This is a genomic window from Zobellia sp. OII3, from assembly GCF_002211465.1.
Classification (GTDB): Bacteria; Bacteroidota; Bacteroidia; order Flavobacteriales; family Flavobacteriaceae; genus Zobellia; species Zobellia galactanivorans.
Genome location: NZ_MWRZ01000001.1, coordinates 97037 through 116008 on the forward strand (window position 1 = coordinate 97037; position 18972 = coordinate 116008).

Consider the following 18972-nt stretch of genomic DNA (forward strand, 5'->3'; position numbering starts at 1 on the left):
AAAAAAGTAATCACCTAAGGTGTAGTTGTAGCTTTGGTGCTTTTAGCTGGAAGGGAAAAACAATTTTAAAAAGGAAAGATGGTCACCTGAACTATAGATGGATATACCATATGAACGCAAAATCCGCACTCAAATTTGTGTCGGAACGGTATTTTAAACCCTATCGGCAAACAATGCCGAGCTTGACTAGGACTTCATATATTCTTTGGGAGTGCACCCGTAAGTTTCCCTAAAACATCTGGAAAAATAACTAGGTTCTTTAAATCCGCAGAGGAGTGCCACTTCAGAAATCTGCAACTTATTCTCTTCCAAGAGCTGTACGGCAAATTTCAAGCGTACCGATTTAATAAAGTTATTGGGGGTCAATCCTGTCAGCGCTTTCATTTTTCTAAAAAGCTGGGCCCGACTCACGCCTATTTCAGTTGCCATACGCTCTAAGGTAAGATTTTGGTCTTGTATGTGCTCTTCTATGTATTTCTTTAATTTCAGCATTAGGGTCTCATCTACTGAACTAACCGTTATTTTTGACGGTTCCAATATCTTGTCATTTTGAAAAATCAACCTAAGCTTTTCCCTACCTTTAATAAGGTTGGCAATATTGGCCAGAACTATTTCTCTATTAAATGGCTTGGTTAGGTATACGTCCGCTCCTGATTTTAAGCCGCTCAATTTTTGCGAATCAAAAGTTTTGGCAGTGAGCAATATAATCGGAATATGACTGGTATCAAAGTTGTTCTTTACCCGCCTGCAAAGCTCTAGGCCGTCCATTTCCGGCATAACAACATCGCTTAAGACCAAATCGGGTATTTCATCTTTGATCAGCTCTAGCCCTTCAACCCCATTGGTAGCCGTAAATACTATGTATTCTTGCTCCAAAATACTCTTCAGGTACATACGAAGTTCGTCGTTATCCTCGACTACCGCTACACTATGTGTTTTGTTCTCTGCTTTTTTTGTATCTATGTTTTGCAGAATTAACGCGTTTAGATTTGCTCCCACCTTGCCTTCACTCATTATTTCTGGGCTATCAACTATTGTAGGAGCATAGATATCTTCATTCTTGGGCAGAACGATTACAAATGAGGTTCCCTTATTACGCTTACTTTTTATTAAAATGGTACCCGAATGTAGTTCGGTCAATTGTTTTACCATATAAAGTCCGATGCCCGTACCCGAATTTATGGTGTTGTCTTGATAAAACCGAGTGAATATTTCTTCAAGATTGTTCTCACGTATACCCGTACCGCTGTCAACTACTTTAATATATATATGATCTTTTAATTCTTGTAATTTATCGTTACCACATATGAGCTTATATTTACTCATTTTCTTTATTTTCCGAGAATCAAAGTTTCTTAATGAGATTCTCACCATACCCCCTATGGGTGTGGCCTTAAAAGCGTTGGAGAGAACGTTGTAAACTATCTTTTCTATTTTATCTTCGTCATAGTACATGGGCAACACCTGGGAAGGCAGCCTTGTCTTAAATTTTATTTGCTTTTGAGCCGAATGAAAGTCAAATGAAGCCGTAATAGATTTTATGGTTTGTACCATATCTGCACGGGCGACCTTTAATTCCAGTTTTCCATATTCATACTTTCTGAAATCCATAATTTGATCAATCAATCTTCGCAAGCGATCCGCATTATTGTTCAACACATTGAACAGTTCAGGTTTTCTACCATAAATTTCCCTATGCGACATTAAAGTTTTTATGGGGTCGACAATTAATGACAAAGGGGTTCTAAGCTCATGTGACAGATTGGTAAAAAACACCAACTTCGCCTCATATAGATCCTGAAGATTTTTTTGCTCTATCTCCTTTATTTTCAATGCATTGTTCTTGTTGTGGTTCTTTACCAAAATACGAACGAATGAAATTACAATAGCCATGGCGAGCACAAGCCATAATAACATCATGTACCAAGTATTATACCATGCGGGAAGTATTTTAAGGCTTACCGTGAGCGGACTTTCATTCCACACCCCGTCGTTGTTCGTTGCCATGAGTTGAAAGCTATAATTCCCTTTAGGCAAATTACCGTAATTAATGGAGCGCTTGTTCTTAAGTTCGATCCAGTTATCGTCTATCCCCACCAATTTACATTTAAAGGAATTGCTTAAAGGGTGCGGTAGATGTAGGGAGGCGAACTCAAAGCCCACCGTATTTTGTTTTGATGATAAGGTCAGTGATCGGGCGTAAACAATTTCGTTGTCCAAGACTTTATCCCCTACACCGTTCTTCAGTAATTTTCCATTGATAAAAACCTTGGTCAAAACAATATTGGGTTTAAAACTGCTCTTCTCAAACTTTAAACTAGGGTCACAAATATTAAGACCGTTAGCTCCTCCAAAATAAAGTTTACCCTGATTATCCTTATAAATAGCATTGCCATTAAACTCTAGCGATTGCAGACCGTCCTTAATGCCAAAATTCTCAATTTCAACGGTATTGAAATCATAGGAGAACAGTCCGTTGTTTGAGCTTGCCCACAGTTGGTTTTGGGCTTTATTGTATAGAAGACCATAAACATAACTATTGGCCAGATTAGATGGGGACTTCGCTTTATTGATTGAAAAAAGTGGCGCAATTTCCTTTTTTTCAATGTCAATTTTACATATCCCAAAATTAGTTCCGGCCAGAATAGTACCGTCATCAATTTCTGTGAGCGAATACACCCCATAGTTCTCAAAATATTCCTCATAATCAGGAGCGACGGTAACCCTATGAAAATCAAGAGATTTACCGATGTATTCCGAAAACAAATACGGATTGTCATAGTCATTTAAGTCTAAAAAAGCTATGGCTCCGTTCAACGTGCCCATCCATATTCTTTCATTGCTGTCTAAGAACATGGAATAAACCACTTTTTTATCTAAAATGGTGCGAACATTGGTATTGGTTATTTTTTTCAGCTCGTTCTTAGGTGTGTAAATGTATAGACCACTTGAAGTGCTGATCCATTTATTGCCAACATTATCTTCTAGAATATGGTATACTTCTTCTCCGGGAAGCAATGATGCCCGCCCGGTTTTTAAATCGTGGCCAATGTTTTGGATCATCATATTGCCATTTTCCACAATAAACACCCCCTTCTGTGTTCCCACCCAAATGTGGGCCTCCTTATCTTGTATAATAGAGCGTATATGTCCGAAACTACTGTTCTCTTTAGGGTGAATATTTACGGAAAGCTCTTCCCCTTTTATAAAAAGTCCGTTCCCCTTTGTTCCGATCCAGAGTCTGCCCTTATGGTCCTTTAGAATAGAATGAACGTTAGACACATCTTCCTTACCGGCCTCGCACATTAAATTGTCTATTAGGTCGAATTTACCATCTTTGGCCACCAGAGTGTTTATACCGGCATCACTTCCGACCACGATCATACCTGATTCATCTTCGAAAAGGGCCCTTATAAAGTCGTTTTTTAGAACATTTTTTTGGTTGATCTCATACCTGAAATTTTGCCATCCTTCGGTTTCCCTGTAATATGAAAACAGGCCCTCACCTTCGGTTCCCAACCATATTACCCCATTAGAGTCTTCAAGAATAACGTTTGCCGCCTTAAAGGTCGGCCAATTCCCATACAGCTCTCCAATGGGCCTTAGACCAATCTTTTCTTTGCTTAATCGACACATGTTTACGTTGACATAAAAAAAACCGATATCAGAAGAAATCAGAACATTTTGATCTGACGTAATATACACGGCATATAAATCGTCCAATTTTTCAGTATCAAAGGTCAGTTCCAATCGATTCGCCTTTGTACCATGCCCAGATAATATAAAAAGACCTCGATCCGTATTGACCAACACCCCGTGTGGAGATTCTAGCATACCTTTTATCGCTACTTGACCTATTGGGGTTTCCCTATCAAAAAAAGACACCTCTTCTACCTTGGTAACCGTATTGGACCGGACTAGAACAAGACCATTGACCGTACCTACCAGTAAAGTGCCCCCACCTAAGTTGAGAAGTGATGTTATATCATTACTAAGTTCGGCATTGATATCGGAAGGAAATAGATACTGAAACACTCCTGTTTTAGTATCAAGAAAATTGACCCCCCTTTTAGTACCAATGATCAACATATGACCATTGGCTATGACATCGGTCACCCAAGGATTACTCAAACCACTATTATCGTTTGAAGAAGCGGAATAAACATCGGCGTCATACCCCGTATATCGGTATAGGCCGTCCATTTTTCCGACCCAAACAAAGCCCAAACTATCTTTAGAGATGGATGACACGACATTATCGGTTACCAAGTTCTTATCATTAAAAGTGCCTACCTCGTAATCATACCCCTGGGCATTACCAAAAAAGCTTAACAATAGAACGGACATAGTCAAGCCTATTCTATAGCTTTTTAAAGAAAAAAAAGAAAGTGTAAATCCGACCATGACTTTTTCAACTACATTTTTCAATATCATTACAAAAGACCCAAAGCCCTTATATACCTGACCAAGATAATTAATCGAAAGTTAAGTCGAACACAACAAAAAAACTAATAAGAAATAGAAGATGTACCAAATATTAAAGTCAGATATGATTTAATGTTCAGTAAGGCCATCGCAAAAGGGATTGCAATTCATTTCGGTGTTAAAGATAACATTACGAACAAGCATAAAAAATATTGGGCGCAAACAATCTGGCAAATGGATAGAATATAGAATCGCCCTGCCTATGTGGGCAAAACCTATGTTGAGCCAAAAAACGGGAGGTAGGCATCAATTAAAACCGCTATTTTGAAGGCCTCCCTGGTTTCGGGCAGAGGTCAATCCAATTGCCCATTTTTTTTATCGTAAGTCTACTGTCTAGGGTGATCATGCATTCTAGGAAGGCTACAAGTCAACAAATTCTCATGCCGAAAAATGGGTGATTACAATATTGAGCATGAGTTTTTTAGAATATTCCCGTCTACCACCCGTTATTGATTGCCATAAAAATCAGGTTCCATTTTATTCGATGGCTCTTTCTCTTTTCTAATCGATAATGATGTGGAGTCCCATATTCTTCTCTTCCAAATTATTTGCGATTTCATTATTTACCTTCGTGCCCCAAAGATAAACCCGTTTCAGGCTTTCTATTTTTTGGATATCGATAAGACATGCGTCGGTAACATTCGTTCCGTAAAGATTTAAGGTCTCTAGATGCTCAAGATCTAAAAGTCGAGCTACCCCTTTATCTGAAATACTAGTTTTTTCCAATTGAAGTCGGGTTAGGTTCGGCAAATTTCCGACAATGGTCAACCATTCGTCGTGTACGTTAGTCCCTGCCAAAGACAACCAAGTGATGTGATCTTTTATCTTTTCTAATTCGGCAATTTGGTCTTTGTTAAGGTCATTGCCCGAATATTTAACGTCCAATAGTGGATTTTCTGCACCGAGCGTAGTAACTGTAAATCCTTTTTTTTGGAGGCCCGTGACTTGAAGGCTATCCAAAGGTTTCAACTGAACGGTCTCGTACCAAGGCTTTGGGTCTGTATCGAGTCCGTAGTGTCTTAATAAGACCGGCTTGATATCATCTGTAATTTTCATTGATGTGACCGTACCGTCAAAAGATGGGCCTTGCCCGATCCACCACTCCACCATTTTAATTTCGTCATAGGTGAGTACATCACTGGTAGGTGGCATAAATTTTATATTATTTTGCGGAAGGCTTATCCGTCTAAAAAGCTCACTTTTTTCACTATTCCCTGCCACCAACAGGTCTTCACTGTCCCCGCCGAGTCGCAAAGAATCCGGGTGACTCATATTCAATCCACCGCGCTTTATTACATGGTTGTGGCAGGCGATACATTTCGATTTAAAAATAGGTTGTATTAAATCAGCGTACACCCTAACGGAATCCGGATTGGTAAATTGAGCGATGGAGTCTGTACTGTTGTCCCCCAAAAAAAGGTTCTTTATGGACTCGGGGGCATGTTCCGTTAAAAAGGTTTCGCCATGAGTCAAATTTCCACCCTTATGACCTTCGACGAACAACATGCCCAACAAAATAAAATTGATGCCGTGTTGTACCCAGTTGGCATATTGTTCGAATTTACTTTTAACCCACCAACCTACGAAAGCAACAAAAACCAGGGCAATGCCTAACCATCTATGCGAGAAAAGCAAATTTTCTTCATAAAGCCCTGTCGCACCAAGTTTCCAACCCGAAAAGGCAGCTGCTGCTGCACTCAAGCCACCCAGGAACCATGCAATTGGAATTAACTCACTTCTAGTTTTGCTCTTCTTAAAAATTTCGTACCACTCCAACGCAACGGCAAGAAAAAGAATGCCGATGGGCATATGAACGAATAGCGGATGAAACCGGCCAAAAAAAGTAGAAAATTCCAATACAATCATCTGAATATCAGTTAAAAAATCATACCATAGCACCAGTCATTCCAAATGATAGGTTTTTGACGGATACCTGTTTGGAAAATTCAAGCTTGCCTTTTAAATTGGTCTTGGCAATTTTATTGTTTTTGTAATTTTCCATAAATTAAAATGTTAAGTCAAAATGTCTTTCACTACATGTCCGTGAACATCTGTCAGGCGAAAACGCCTCCCTTGATGTTTAAAGGTTAGCCGTTCATGATCATACCCTAACAAATGTAAAAGAGTCGCCTGAAAATCGTGTACATGCACTGGGTTGCTTATAATATTATAACCAAACTCATCGGTCTCTCCATAAGTGAACCCCTTTTTCACTCCTGCACCGGCCATCCACATGGTGAAACACCTAGGGTGGTGATCCCTACCGTAATTGGTCTTTGTCAGCTTACCCTGTGAATAGTTTGTTCTACCAAATTCACCTCCCCACACTATAAGCGTATCTTCCAGCAAGCCTCGTTGTTTCAAGTCTTGCACAAGAGCAGCTGAGGGCTGGTCCGTATCTTTACATTGGCCCCTTATCTGTTTCGGTAAATTTCCGTGTTGGTCCCAGCCCCGATGATACAATTGCACAAAATTCACATCATTCTCTATCAACCGCCTAGCTAGCAAACAGTTGGCCGCGTAGGTGCCTGGAATTTTCGATTCCGGACCATACATCTCATATATATGTTCCGGCTCTTTGTCCACATCCATCACCCCAGGTACCGAGGTTTGCATTCGATACGCCATTTCGTACTGTGCAATTCGACTTTGTATTTCAGGATCTTGTTCGGTCTCAAAACGCATATTTTGAATTTCCTTATAATAATCTAGGGATGATCTACGGGAATGGTCCGATATACCATCAGGATTATTCAAATAGAGTACAGCATCTTTACCCGACCTAAATTGCACACCTTGGTGCAACGAAGGCAAAAAGCCACTGCCCCAAAGGCGGGAATTCAACGGTTGAGGCGAAAGAAGGCCACTACCATCTGAAAGCAGGACACAAAATTCAGGTAGGTTCTTATTTGAACTGGCAAGGCCATAACTCATCCACGAACCAATACAAGGTCTACCTGGTTGCTGCGAACCAGTCTGAAAAAAGGTAATTGCCGGATCATGGTTTATTGCATCGGTATGCATACTTTTAATGAAGCAAAGTTCATCGACTATTTTGGAAGTATGAGGCATAAGATCACTTACCCAAGCCCTACTGTCCCCATATTGTTTGAAATTAAACTGTGCTCCCGCCAGGGGAAACGACTGTTGACCTGCCGTCATACCCGTTATACGTTGTCCTTGCCGAATCGAATCCGGCAATTCTTCCCCATTCATTTTTTCGAGCAACGGTTTGTAGTCCCATAGGTCGTGCTGGGAGGGTCCGCCACTTTGAAAGAGAAAGATTATTCTTTTCGCCTTAGGTGCAAAATGTGTGAGCCCAGGGATTGCGGAAATTGATTCGGAAGAATTGACCTTACCAGCATTTCCAAATGCAGATAAGGGGTTGGTAAGTGCAGTCAATGCCATTCCCCCAATACCTAAGCCCGCCTTGGAAAGAAAGTGCCGTCTGTTAATCTCAAGCCTCTGGTTAACATCGGGATGGTTATGTATTTTTTTTAAATCTGAAAACTTCATAATGCCGTTTTTTTATCTTTTCGTAATAGTTTCGTCAAAACTCATAATGGTATTGCATACCACTGTCATTGCGGCCACCTCTACTGATAACATACCGGATCTGTCTGGAGCATTACCTATTGCCAATAATTTTTTTACTTGTTCCGAACGCGTAGAAAAATAAATTTTCTGCTCTCCATAATGTTTCTCCAATAGCTTAACCACTTTTGATTCTGGCGTTATACCCGTTAGCAAACGGTATGCTTGAATAATTTGCTCACTAATTTCATTTTTATCTTGCACCACTCTTTCTGCAAGCACTCGGGCAGCTTCCACAAACGTGGGGTCGTTCAATAGTGAAAGTGCTTGCAAAGGGGTATTGGTCTCGGATCTTTTTACAATACAATAATCTCGGGAGGGTGCGTCAAAAACAGTCATGGTGGGTGGAGGGGAAGCCCTTCTCCAAAAAGTGTAGAGCGATCTACGGTACAAATTGTCTCCCTTATCCTCTCGATAAGTATCGAGTATTCTGGAATTACCATTAATCTCTTCCCACAAACCCTCCGGTTGATAGGGTTTTACACTTTCTCCTCCAATAGATTCTGTTAACAAGCCACTTCCCTTTAGAGCCAGATCTCGTATAAATTCTGCTTGCAACCTATGATTTGGACCACGGGCCAACAAGGAGTTTTCAGGATCCGCCTTTCGGGATTCTTCTGAAACCCTAGATGACTGCCGATAAGTAGAGGACATGACTATATCTTTAATCAATTTCTTTACATCCCACCCTGATTCGATAAAGTTTACTGCCAGATAATCTAAAAGTTCCGGATGATGGGGCAATGCGCCTTGGTTTCCAAAATCTTCAACAGTTTTCACAATACCTATTCCAAAAAGCAATTGCCAATAGCGGTTTACCGTCACCCTTGCAGTAAGCGGATTTTTTCTATCCACCAGCCACTTAGCCAAGCCCATACGATCTCGTTGCAAATCATCAGGAAATGGAAAAATATCAGCAGGTGTACCAGGGAATACCTCGTCTAAGGGAATATCATAAGCTCCCCTATCAAGAATATAAGTAGGTCGTGGCTTTGGAAGGTCTTGCATAACCATCACCGTGGGTACGGTATCCAATATTTTGTTCTTTTCCTTCCGTAAGGAGCGGATTTCCTTTGCCAACTGCTTTCGCTCATCACTTGCCGTTAGCAAATAGTGGTTTTTCAACTCCTCTTGTGAAAAGTTCTCAAATTCTATTTTCGCCCCCTCGAACAAGGTCTTTACTTCAATCTCGCTCAGAATTCTTTTATAGATTTTTAGGTCATCCATAATCCCCGAGCCCTCAACATCCACTTGATAATCCTGCTTACCGCCTAAATTTATTGCCCCTGAATTTCTAGAAAAAGTCTTGGTGAGCTGATCAAAGAGTACCTGATTCTTTATTTTTTCACCGTTCTTATATATCTCTATACCATCAGCACTTCCCGATCCATTGTAAGTGAAGGCAAGATGCACCCATTCGTCTTTTTCCAAAGGTTCAACTGCACGCACGGAAATCATTTCCGCAGGCATGTTATGTACAAACCTAATTGTGGGATAACCATCTAAAACCGTAACCTCATATCCTCTCCAGCCAATATTCTTGCCTCCGAGGTTAATCAATAAAGGCATGTAATTATTCTTATGATTGGAGTTAATCCAAAAACTAAAGGAAAATGAATCTGACCGGTCAAAGTCCAACTCTGGATTTTTTATGTTAAGCACATCGAACCCACTGAATTTGAACCCTTTTCCCTTCCTACCTTTTTCTGGTTTAAAATCACCACTTATGCCATACAATTTTCTAGGGTCAGTATCATCCGATACACTCGTAGCATTGCTCTTTTCAAAAGAAAGGTCCACTAACAAATCTTTTTTCAGATTTACTTTTGCACGATTATATTCTGAAGGCCTTAGCGATTCTTTTAATGGATCAAGCCTTTCCTGTAAGCTATCGATTCGCGTATCTATATAGTCAATCACCCCATCTATTTCTTTGGTCGTAAGCAATACTTGCGGCCCAGAATTACCGTCGTTGGGGGTCATACCCCCTTCGTTTACGCTATTGAAAAAACTAAAAAATTCAAAATATTCCTTCTGTGTTATCTGGTCATACTTATGATCATGACACTTTGCGCACTGCATGGTCAGGCCCAAAAAAGCAATCGCCACAGTTTCCGTCCGGTCTGCCGCATATTCCATTAAATATTCCTCTTGCACAATGCCCCCTTCGGCGTTCAACTTTTGATTTCTTAAGAATGCCGTTGCTAGCTTTTGATCTTTAGATGCATCGGGAAACTTATCCCCGGCTACTTGCCAGGTAATAAATTGGTCATAGGGCATATTATTATTAAAGGCATCAATGACCCAATCCCTCCACGGCCACATAGATCTGTAACCGTCTGTAGAATATCCATGCGAATCGGCATACCTCGCAATATCGAGCCACTCGACCGCCATACGCTCCCCATAATGTGATGAGGCCAATAAACGATCAACCGCCTTTTCATAAGCTTTCTCGCTTTTATCAGAAACAAAATCATCGATATCGTCTATAGAGGGCGGCAACCCTGTCAAATCTAATGTGATTCTTCTGAGCAATGTTTCCTTATCCGCTTCATTGTTCGGATTCAGTTGGTTATCCTCCAGTTTTTTCAGAACAAAGTTATCAATCGGGTTTCGTACCCATTTTTTATTCTTCACTTGGGGCACGGAGGGCATTTCAAGGGCCATATAGGACCAATGCGGCCTATATTCGGCTCCTTGGTCTATCCATTTGGCGATCATAGCGATTTCATATTCAGTCATAGCTAGGTTCGCTTCTGGAGGAGGCATTTTTAAATCCGGGGAGTCAGAAACCATTCTTTGATAGGCTTCGCTTTTGCCGATTTTTCCCGGGACAAAAGCGTGTCCTCCCGATTCTAGGACTTTTTTCAAAGCCCCTTCAGGAATGTCTAATCTCAAGTTGGCCTTAATCGCATTTTTATCTGGGCCATGACAGACAAAGCATCGGTCGGACAAGATTGGTTTTATGTGGTAGTTGAAATCTACTTTCTCGGGTAGGGAAGCCTCGTATTTTTCATAACCATGCTCTGTACAACCGAACACTAAAAAAGCTATAGTAAAAGAAAAAAATGCCCCGATACTTGTAAAGCAAGAAAAGCGCTGAATTAAATAATTTTTACGTTCATCTCTCATTTTATTATTTTTTATAGAAAATAAATGGTCCGATATATATTTTTCGATATGCTTAGTTAAATTGAATATTGATGATTCTTTGTATAAAATAGCATCATAATCACTTGTTGATAATCTAGAAAATGATGTTTTTAAAAAGCTCAAGTTTATGTCTGTTATTTTACAACCAGAGAGAGATGTTATCCAAATTCCTATGTAAATAACTTATTCAAGAGTGAATTGTTAACACCTAGCCTATACTCGTCCACAAATAAATTGCCTATAGATTGTAAAAATGTCTTTTCTATGATTTACAAAGTCATCCTTGCCCACCTTAATATTTATTAACTGAATTACAACACTCTTTGTAATACAGTACAAAATTTGAATTTTACTTGCCGTCGCTTCCTACCCATACTAAACAAACCCAAAACAATATTCATTTAATAACCGGGATTTTGAGGGAATTCATTTGACGTACGGTCTATCTGCGTCAAAGGTATTGGCCTTAGCATATGAAAATCCTGAATATTTAATCCTCCTGTCGGATTATGCATTTTTACCCGTTCTATAATCCCTATCCTTCTTTTGCGAGATCTCGTATTCCTTCGAAATCATATTTAAAAAAGTTATTACTAGGCTAACCAAAGGTTAGTGTGCTATTCGGAAAAACTAGTTGTTTTCAAGAAGAACCAATAGGGTGCCGTTAAAATTGCACGCACTTTGGTAATTTTAACTTGCATCCCATTTTCATAGGAAAGGGTGGACACTTTTTTATTTGCACGATAGCATTAGCATTTCCAAATAGCCCTAAAACCCCTGATGCGAAGCCAAGGTCGAATGCTTTTAATATCTTTCTTCGGTTTAATTGATTTTCAGTATTCTCCATAATTTGATTTGTTTTATGAATCCTCCTATCCAATAAATATTTCCCCATAACTATAACAATATGTAATTCTTAATGTCAATGTTCTAATGGGCAATTGAGCATGTACCTAGCATTATAACTGAGGTAGCCTTTTTTTTTTAATTCTTAATTCCTTTTTGAAGTTCTTCGGAACTCCTTTCCGGTTTTGGAAATTGGCGCATGATCATATACCGTTTGTACGAATCGAATATCTCTTTGTCCGGCCCTACAACCCTGGGATCCTTTGATACCTCTAGTTCCTCATTTAGACGGGCCATTAGACGTTTTTGAACGCGTTCATGTTCGGGACCGCCGTATAGATTCTTCGTACATGACGCATCTTCGGAGATATGGTACAGCTCGAATTCAGGCCTTTTTGCGAAGGCGAGTGCGAAATAGGAGGCAATCGATTCGTTATTATAGTTCTCGATGATATAGGTTTTGGTGGGGCCCTCGACGGCATCCGTAAAGGCGCCATAGCTAATATACCGACCATTTTTGTTCAGACCAAATAAGGGTAATAGAGATGTGCTATCTTTAGGATCATATCTTTGGGGTGCTCCTGCAGGCCAACGATCCGGCTTCATATTCCAGATAAGGGCATAGTCCTTGGAAAAAATGGCTCGCTGCGGATATCCCCAATTTTTGTATCGTGCTGATGTATGCCTTTCTCTTCCCGTGAAACTATATTTTCGGGAAGCATCTACTAGACCGTTTTTCTTCGACTGCAGAATGCCCAAAAGGCTTTTTCCCGAAATAGGTAGCATTTTTTTGGGAATCGTTTTAGTGACCTCCAAAATGGTCGGTGCAAAATCGATAAATCCGACCAAATCATTCATTTTTTTGCCCGTTCCAAATTTTTCCGGATAGCGTACTGCTAAGGGTACATGTGCCCCGAATTCGTAACTATTGGCCTTGGCCTTGGGGAAATCCATGCCATTGTCGGAGGTCACGATGACTATCGTATTTTCCAGTTCCCCAATGCTTTCTAGATAATTTAACATCTTGACCAATTGTTGGTCGAACCATTCGATTTCCACGGCATAGTCCAACAGGTCACCGCGTATCTCTTCGGTATCGGGCAAAAATTCCGGTACTTTAACGTCCGAGAGTTTTTTGCCCATTCTTTTCCAAGAACCCTTTTCGAATTTGCGATGGGGCTCGTGGCCTCCGTACCAAAAAAAGAACGGCTCGTCTTTACGTACATTTTTAAGAAAATATTCAAAATTGGCGAAATAATCCAAGTCGGAGATCCCGTCAGTCGAAGGCAGACCCGAGGTTTCAGAAAACCTGATTTCTGAATGCTCTATGCCCGCCGCATTGGTCTTGCGCCACAACGATTCCTTTTTATCCTTGGCATAGCGAAAGGGCTCGACCCCTTTTCCCGTTCTTCCAATGCTATATCCGTTGGCCTCCAGTTCATCTATGAACGGTACGTATTTTTTCACCCAGGGCGAGCCATGTTGGCCAGATTGTTCGTTTTGCCAATGGTGCCGGCCGGTAATCAAGGCACTTCTAGAGGGCCCACAGCCGGGAGAGCCGGCATAGCAATGAGTGAAATATATCCCTTCCCTAGCTATCCGGTCAAAACCAGGGGTATTTACAAAGGAGCTTCCAGCAAAACTGGTATGAAAAAAGGACTGGTCGTCACTTATGGCTAACAGGATATTGGGGCGCCTATCCTTTTTTTTGGTATCGGTTTGCCCATTTACAAAGGTGCAAATGAAAATAGTTAGGGATATTGCTATAGGGATTGTTTTCTTCATTTTTTAATGTGTTATTAGTTTAATAATTCGTTGAGGAATAAGTTAAATTTCGAACCTATTTATTTCCTATGCACTCAATTGTTATCAATTTTTTTCATTAATTTCTAAAAATTAGATACTTAAATATCGTACCGACCGTACTTGGTAATCTCTGTTTTTTATCATCTGGTAAAAGCTTTTTAATACTTGGTAGCTCGGGATGGGCATCCTTACTTATTTGTTCAAGGCCTGTACCATTCCATGAGATTTTAGGATTCTATTAATCCAGTCAAAATAATCCGTAATGCTCTACTCTTCCCAAGTAGTAAAGTGCTCCAGCGGTAAAATTCCGAACGCTATATTTAGAGTTATTTGGAGTTTTAGATTAGAGTATTATCAGTAACCTGGGTTTTGCTTGAGCACCGCCCCAGTGTTACTTTCGATTTCACTGAACGGGATAGGCCATAATTCGTGGTATGGTTGAATGTCCAACCCAAAATTATCGTTTAGGGGATTTCCGCTGTTCAAGCGGTTTACCCGATCATATAATAGTCCTAATCGCTGGAGGGTCAACCTGCGCTTTTCCTCTACGCCTAACTCCCTCGCACGCTCATCTAATATGTAGTCTATATCTACCTCACCTGGTGTTACCGGCACAGCATTTGCTCTTTCTCTTACAACATTAATGTCATTTGTCGCCGCTGCAACGTTTCCTGCACCTAAATGCGCTTCGGCCCGCAGTAGGTAGGTCTCCGCCAATCTAATAAAATATTGATCGGTGTATGTACTTCCCGCTGCACCTGCATTTAAAGTTTTAAGTACAGGGTCCACGATTAGTTCAGGAGGATGATTACCAGGGGTGGTAACTTTTGAAGGGTAGGGGTAAAAATATCGAATTGTATCTATCGCGGCTTGACGGAACACTTCAATATGGTCAGATATGTTTTGCCCGAACCATACTGATTTCGGGTTGTTGAAAGCTACGTCACGTACAATGTTGAATTCTGAATTTCTCATATCGTTACCATTCATTCCATTCCAAATGGTATAGTTAAGATAATCCGTTCCCCTGAACCTACCAATTCCCCTTCCCCCTGTATAGTCCGAAACAGCTAAAGACAAAAAAGGATTAATTCCCTCGGGGTCGGTATATGGAAAGCTCCAAGGACGGGGGGCAACATCCCTCTCTAACTGCGCACTTTTCTGATTTAGGCTGCTGGATGACAATCTGCCCCCAGGAACATCAATTTCTTGCTGCCAAACCCAAATACCCTCTGTATTACCAGAAGATCTGTTTTGATTGTTTCGCCTAAACAAATCCCAATAAACGTCACCAGGCTCATCTATTCTTGAGCCGAACCGTTCCGTCATTAACTTTGTATTCGAGTTATCTATAACCTTGGTGGTTGCGTTAATGGCGTCTTGCCAACGCTCCATTGCAATATATACTTCGGCCAGTAAATGATCGGCCGCCAAATTCGAAACCTCCCCATCTTTTACGTTGGATATTCCGGGAAGATTTGCGGCCGCAAATTCTAGGTCATTTATTACCTGAAGATATACCTCTTTCCTAGAAGCCCGAACATAGTCTGTTTTAGGGGAAGTAACCTTCTCCAATTCAATGGGTACACCCCCATATAAATAAGCTAGGTTCCGATATGCCAATCCCCTGAACAATTTAGCGTTCGCTTCAATGAACAACCGCTGATCGGTGGTAAGTTCGGATGCTTCCAAAGAGGCCAATATTATATTCGAAGATGAAATTATATTATAGTATTGCTCCCAATGATAACTGATATCTGTGTTTTGGGGGGTCAAACTTGCCAAATAGCTTCCGAATCTTTGATTTAGCTGTGTTGCCCCATTATAGCCAATATCCGTCCCATATAAATAATCCAATGGTCGAAATTGCCCTCCAGAGAGGATAGTCTGCGCTCCATCGTATAATGCATAAACGGATGCGTTGAAATCGTCAAATGTGACGAAGGAGGTTTTAGGTGAAGAAAAATCCAATGGTATTTCTTCAAGTATCTCATCTTCATTACAGCCATTAATAGCAAAAAGAATACAAGACGATAGAATAAATACTAGAATAGTTTTAGATTTAGATTTCATGATTTTTTGGTTTTAATTTTGGTATTAAAAACTAATGTCAAGCCCTAAAGAGATTCCACGGAGTACAGGACGCGCATTGACTTGCAACCCATCACCGGTCTCTGGATCCCAACCATTCCAATCGGTAAAAGTCCATAAATTTTTACCACTTAAATACACCTTTAAGCTTTTTAGGCCATTTTTCATCAAAACATCTGAATTAAAGCGATAAGCTAAGGTAATATCCTGAAGCCTTATAAAACTTCTATCGTCATAATGAATAAAATCAGTTGCGGGCGCTTGATCAATTCTACGGTATTTGGCGTCGGGATTTAAGGGCGTCCAATAGTCGATTCCGCTCCAGAGATTATTACGTCTTGAATTGTCTCCATCTCCAGTCTCGGGATTATTTACCCCCCTATATCCGTCACTTCCTCCTTGGATAGAATTGATAAAAAATCGTAGGGATATGTTTTTATATTTTATTTCGTTCAATATACCAAACCTATAGGCAGGCTCTTCCCTTCCTATAATTACTCGATCTTCTGGGGTTATTCCACCATCTCCGTTCTGGTCTACAATTCTATGTGTGCCTACAATGAAACCCTGAGGAATATCAGCTTCTCCCAACTGAATAATTCCATCCGATTCATAGGTGTAAATGGAATTAATTGACTGACCTATGAACAAATTGTTAGCAACTAAATCATCTTCCTGACCATTGTCATCTGAATCAAGGTTCACCAGTGAGACTATCTCGTTCGCATTGGATGAAAGGTTTAGATTAACATTCCATTTCAAATTATCGGTTCTAATTGGCCTGACATCCAAATTAAGTTCAAAACCACGATTTTTCACTTCTCCCACATTTGTAATTATTTTATCAAAACCCGTGATTATTGGAATGGAAACATCAAAGATTAAATCAGAAGTAAGTGAAGTATAATAATCGATACTGCCATTTAACCGGAAATCAAATAATGAAAAATCAATACCATAGTTATACCCCGCGGTTCTTTCCCAACTAAGATTTGGATTAGCTAAGCCCTCCACTGTTTGTCCGAACCTTGTAGAACCCCCATCACCAAAAACTACTGCGGGAAAAACATTTACCTTGGCCAACGAGGCATATTTATCGACTAAATTACCGTTTGAACCATATGAAAAGCGAAACTTAAGATTATTTACCTGTTCCATTTGAAAAAAAGTCTCCTTACTAAGGTTCCATCCTAAGGCGACAGAAGGGAAAATAGCAGTTTTCTTATTCTTTGAAAATCCAGAAAAACCATCTCTACGCAAAGTGGCAGTAATTAGATATTTGTCATCGTAATCGTAGTTGATGCGCCCCATTTGATATAAATAGCTTTCTTCATAAGAATTGGAAAAAATTTCTTGAATACCTGCTTGACTTAGATCATTATACCCCAGTCGAAGACTACTAAAGTTAGACCCTTGGGCATTAGTCTCTTCAAAATTCACTTCTCTTCTTCCGTACAATAAGGTGACATTTAAATCATGTTTTTCGGAAAATGTTTTTTTATAAGTTAATATGTTATCTAGTGTCCAATCATAAAAACTGTTATTCCTTTTATAGGCTGAACCTGAACCGGCATTTTGGTATTCATTGCTTTGATAATGTTGGTTCCAATTATAAGTATTTCCGAAATTTATGGTATAATTTAATCCAGGTATAGAGACTAGATCAATATCGGCATAAAAATTTCCGATTATTGTATTTCTTTTGTCTAAATCATCCCCCTGAACTGTCAAAAAAGGATTAATACTATTAGTGCCATCTGGGTTAGGAATAAAATTACCAATATTATCTGTAGGAGCAACCAAAGGAGACTTTGTCCTTAAAGTATGAAGCGTTGGTGAGTTTCCAGATTGATCGGAAAAAGAAGCAAAGGTTCTTGCTCCAATTTTGAGCCAATTGAACACAGTTGTTTCTATGTTTATTCGGGCTGTTTTTCTATTAAATTTATCATTAATAATGAATCCTTGTTGTCCGGTATATCCGCCCGAGAGCATATAGGAAGTTTTACCGGTATTACCCTGAACGCTCAAATTATGGGTTGAAATAAAACCTGAATTCGTCGCGTTATCCCACCAATTATAATCGGTGCCATTTTCAAAGCCTTTTCTTAGTTCAGGATTAGCGACCACATCCAAATAACTAACACCTGGTTTCAACTCCGTATAATCGGGAGCTTGGTAAGTCTGTTCAAAATCAAATAAAATTGACTTTTCAATATAACCGTCCCTGTCTAAGAGGGTAAGTTGGTTCGAAGGCTCTTGGGTTGTATAAGAACCGGAATAACTAAAAATGGGTTTAGATTTTATTTTGCCTCCTCTTTTAGATTCTATAAGAATTATCCCGTTTGCCGATTGTGCCCCATAAATAGCTTTACTGCTTGGGTCTTTCAATACATTTATCGATTCTATATCATTAGGGTTTATATCGGAAATATTACCTGAATAAGGTATACCATCCAATACGATTAATGGATCTAGATTCCCATTGATGCTAGTTCTTCCTCTCACTGAAATACTTGGATTTTCACCGGCAGAATTAACTTGACCAATATTTAAGCCCGCTACACTTCCCTGTAAGGACTGTACAATACTTATATTAGGTGACTCCCTGAAAGCATCGATATTTGCGGTTGCCACTGCACCTGTCAAATCTGATTTTTTTTGTGTTCCGTAACCAATAACCACAACCTCATCCAAGCCGGCAGCAGCATCTTCCAAAGCAATAGAAAATGAGGTCTGGCCATTTAAGTTCACTTCTTTAGTAGCAAAGCCGATATAAGAAATAACAAGTGTACCATTTTGGTCGGAAACTTCTATTGCAAAATTCCCGTCAAAATCTGCGGTTACCCCATTTACAGTCCCCTTTTCTACAATGTTCGCTCCAGACAAGGGCATACCATTACCATCTGTTATTGTACCGGTCACCGTAAAGTCTTGTCCCCTATCTATCGGAATATCTTCCAAAATTGTTTCGGGCGATGGTTGTTCTTTCAAACT

At 40.0% G+C, this 18972-nt stretch carries 7 protein-coding genes; all 7 read right to left on the reverse strand.

From position 1 onward, the window contains the following. Nucleotides 1–186 precede the first annotated feature (186 nt). A complete protein-coding gene (locus B4Q04_RS00365; RefSeq protein WP_161496031.1) occupies nucleotides 187–4347 on the reverse strand; it encodes a hybrid sensor histidine kinase/response regulator transcription factor in 4161 nt (1386 codons plus the stop codon). Nucleotides 4348–4986: 639 nt separating this feature from the next. Next, nucleotides 4987–6351, reverse strand: a complete 1365-nt coding sequence (locus tag B4Q04_RS00370) for a c-type cytochrome domain-containing protein (RefSeq protein ID WP_088695670.1) — start codon at nucleotides 6349–6351, stop codon at nucleotides 4987–4989. A gap of 147 nt (nucleotides 6352–6498) precedes the next feature. Further along, on the reverse strand, nucleotides 6499–8001 hold the full coding sequence (locus B4Q04_RS00375) for a DUF1501 domain-containing protein (protein ID WP_088695671.1): 1503 nt from the start codon (nucleotides 7999–8001) through the stop codon (nucleotides 6499–6501). Between the two features lie 12 nt (nucleotides 8002–8013). Next, nucleotides 8014–11214, reverse strand: a complete 3201-nt coding sequence (locus B4Q04_RS00380) for a DUF1553 domain-containing protein (protein WP_088695672.1) — start codon at nucleotides 11212–11214, stop codon at nucleotides 8014–8016. A gap of 1005 nt (nucleotides 11215–12219) precedes the next feature. After that, a complete protein-coding gene (locus B4Q04_RS00390; protein ID WP_088695674.1) occupies nucleotides 12220–13866 on the reverse strand; it encodes a sulfatase in 1647 nt (548 codons plus the stop codon). A 375-nt stretch (nucleotides 13867–14241) separates the two neighbouring features. Continuing rightward, nucleotides 14242–15960, reverse strand: coding sequence for a RagB/SusD family nutrient uptake outer membrane protein (locus B4Q04_RS00395; RefSeq protein ID WP_088695675.1), 1719 nt, complete (start codon nucleotides 15958–15960; stop codon nucleotides 14242–14244). A gap of 24 nt (nucleotides 15961–15984) precedes the next feature. Beyond that, a complete protein-coding gene (locus B4Q04_RS00400) occupies nucleotides 15985–18969 on the reverse strand; it encodes a SusC/RagA family TonB-linked outer membrane protein (RefSeq protein ID WP_236630946.1) in 2985 nt (994 codons plus the stop codon). Nucleotides 18970–18972: the final 3 nt, after the last annotated feature.

Excerpts from the sequence above, each read along its gene's own strand:
- B4Q04_RS00365 (WP_161496031.1), bottom strand. The coding sequence starts at position 4,347 with ATGTCCGTTCTATTGTTAAGCTTTTTTGGTAATGCCCAGGGGTATGAT.
- B4Q04_RS00370 (WP_088695670.1), bottom strand. The coding sequence starts at position 6,351 with ATGATTGTATTGGAATTTTCTACTTTTTTTGGCCGGTTTCATCCGCTA.
- B4Q04_RS00375 (WP_088695671.1), bottom strand. The coding sequence starts at position 8,001 with ATGAAGTTTTCAGATTTAAAAAAAATACATAACCATCCCGATGTTAAC.
- B4Q04_RS00380 (WP_088695672.1), bottom strand. The coding sequence starts at position 11,214 with ATGAGAGATGAACGTAAAAATTATTTAATTCAGCGCTTTTCTTGCTTT.
- B4Q04_RS00390 (WP_088695674.1), bottom strand. The coding sequence starts at position 13,866 with ATGAAGAAAACAATCCCTATAGCAATATCCCTAACTATTTTCATTTGC.
- B4Q04_RS00395 (WP_088695675.1), bottom strand. The coding sequence starts at position 15,960 with ATGAAATCTAAATCTAAAACTATTCTAGTATTTATTCTATCGTCTTGT.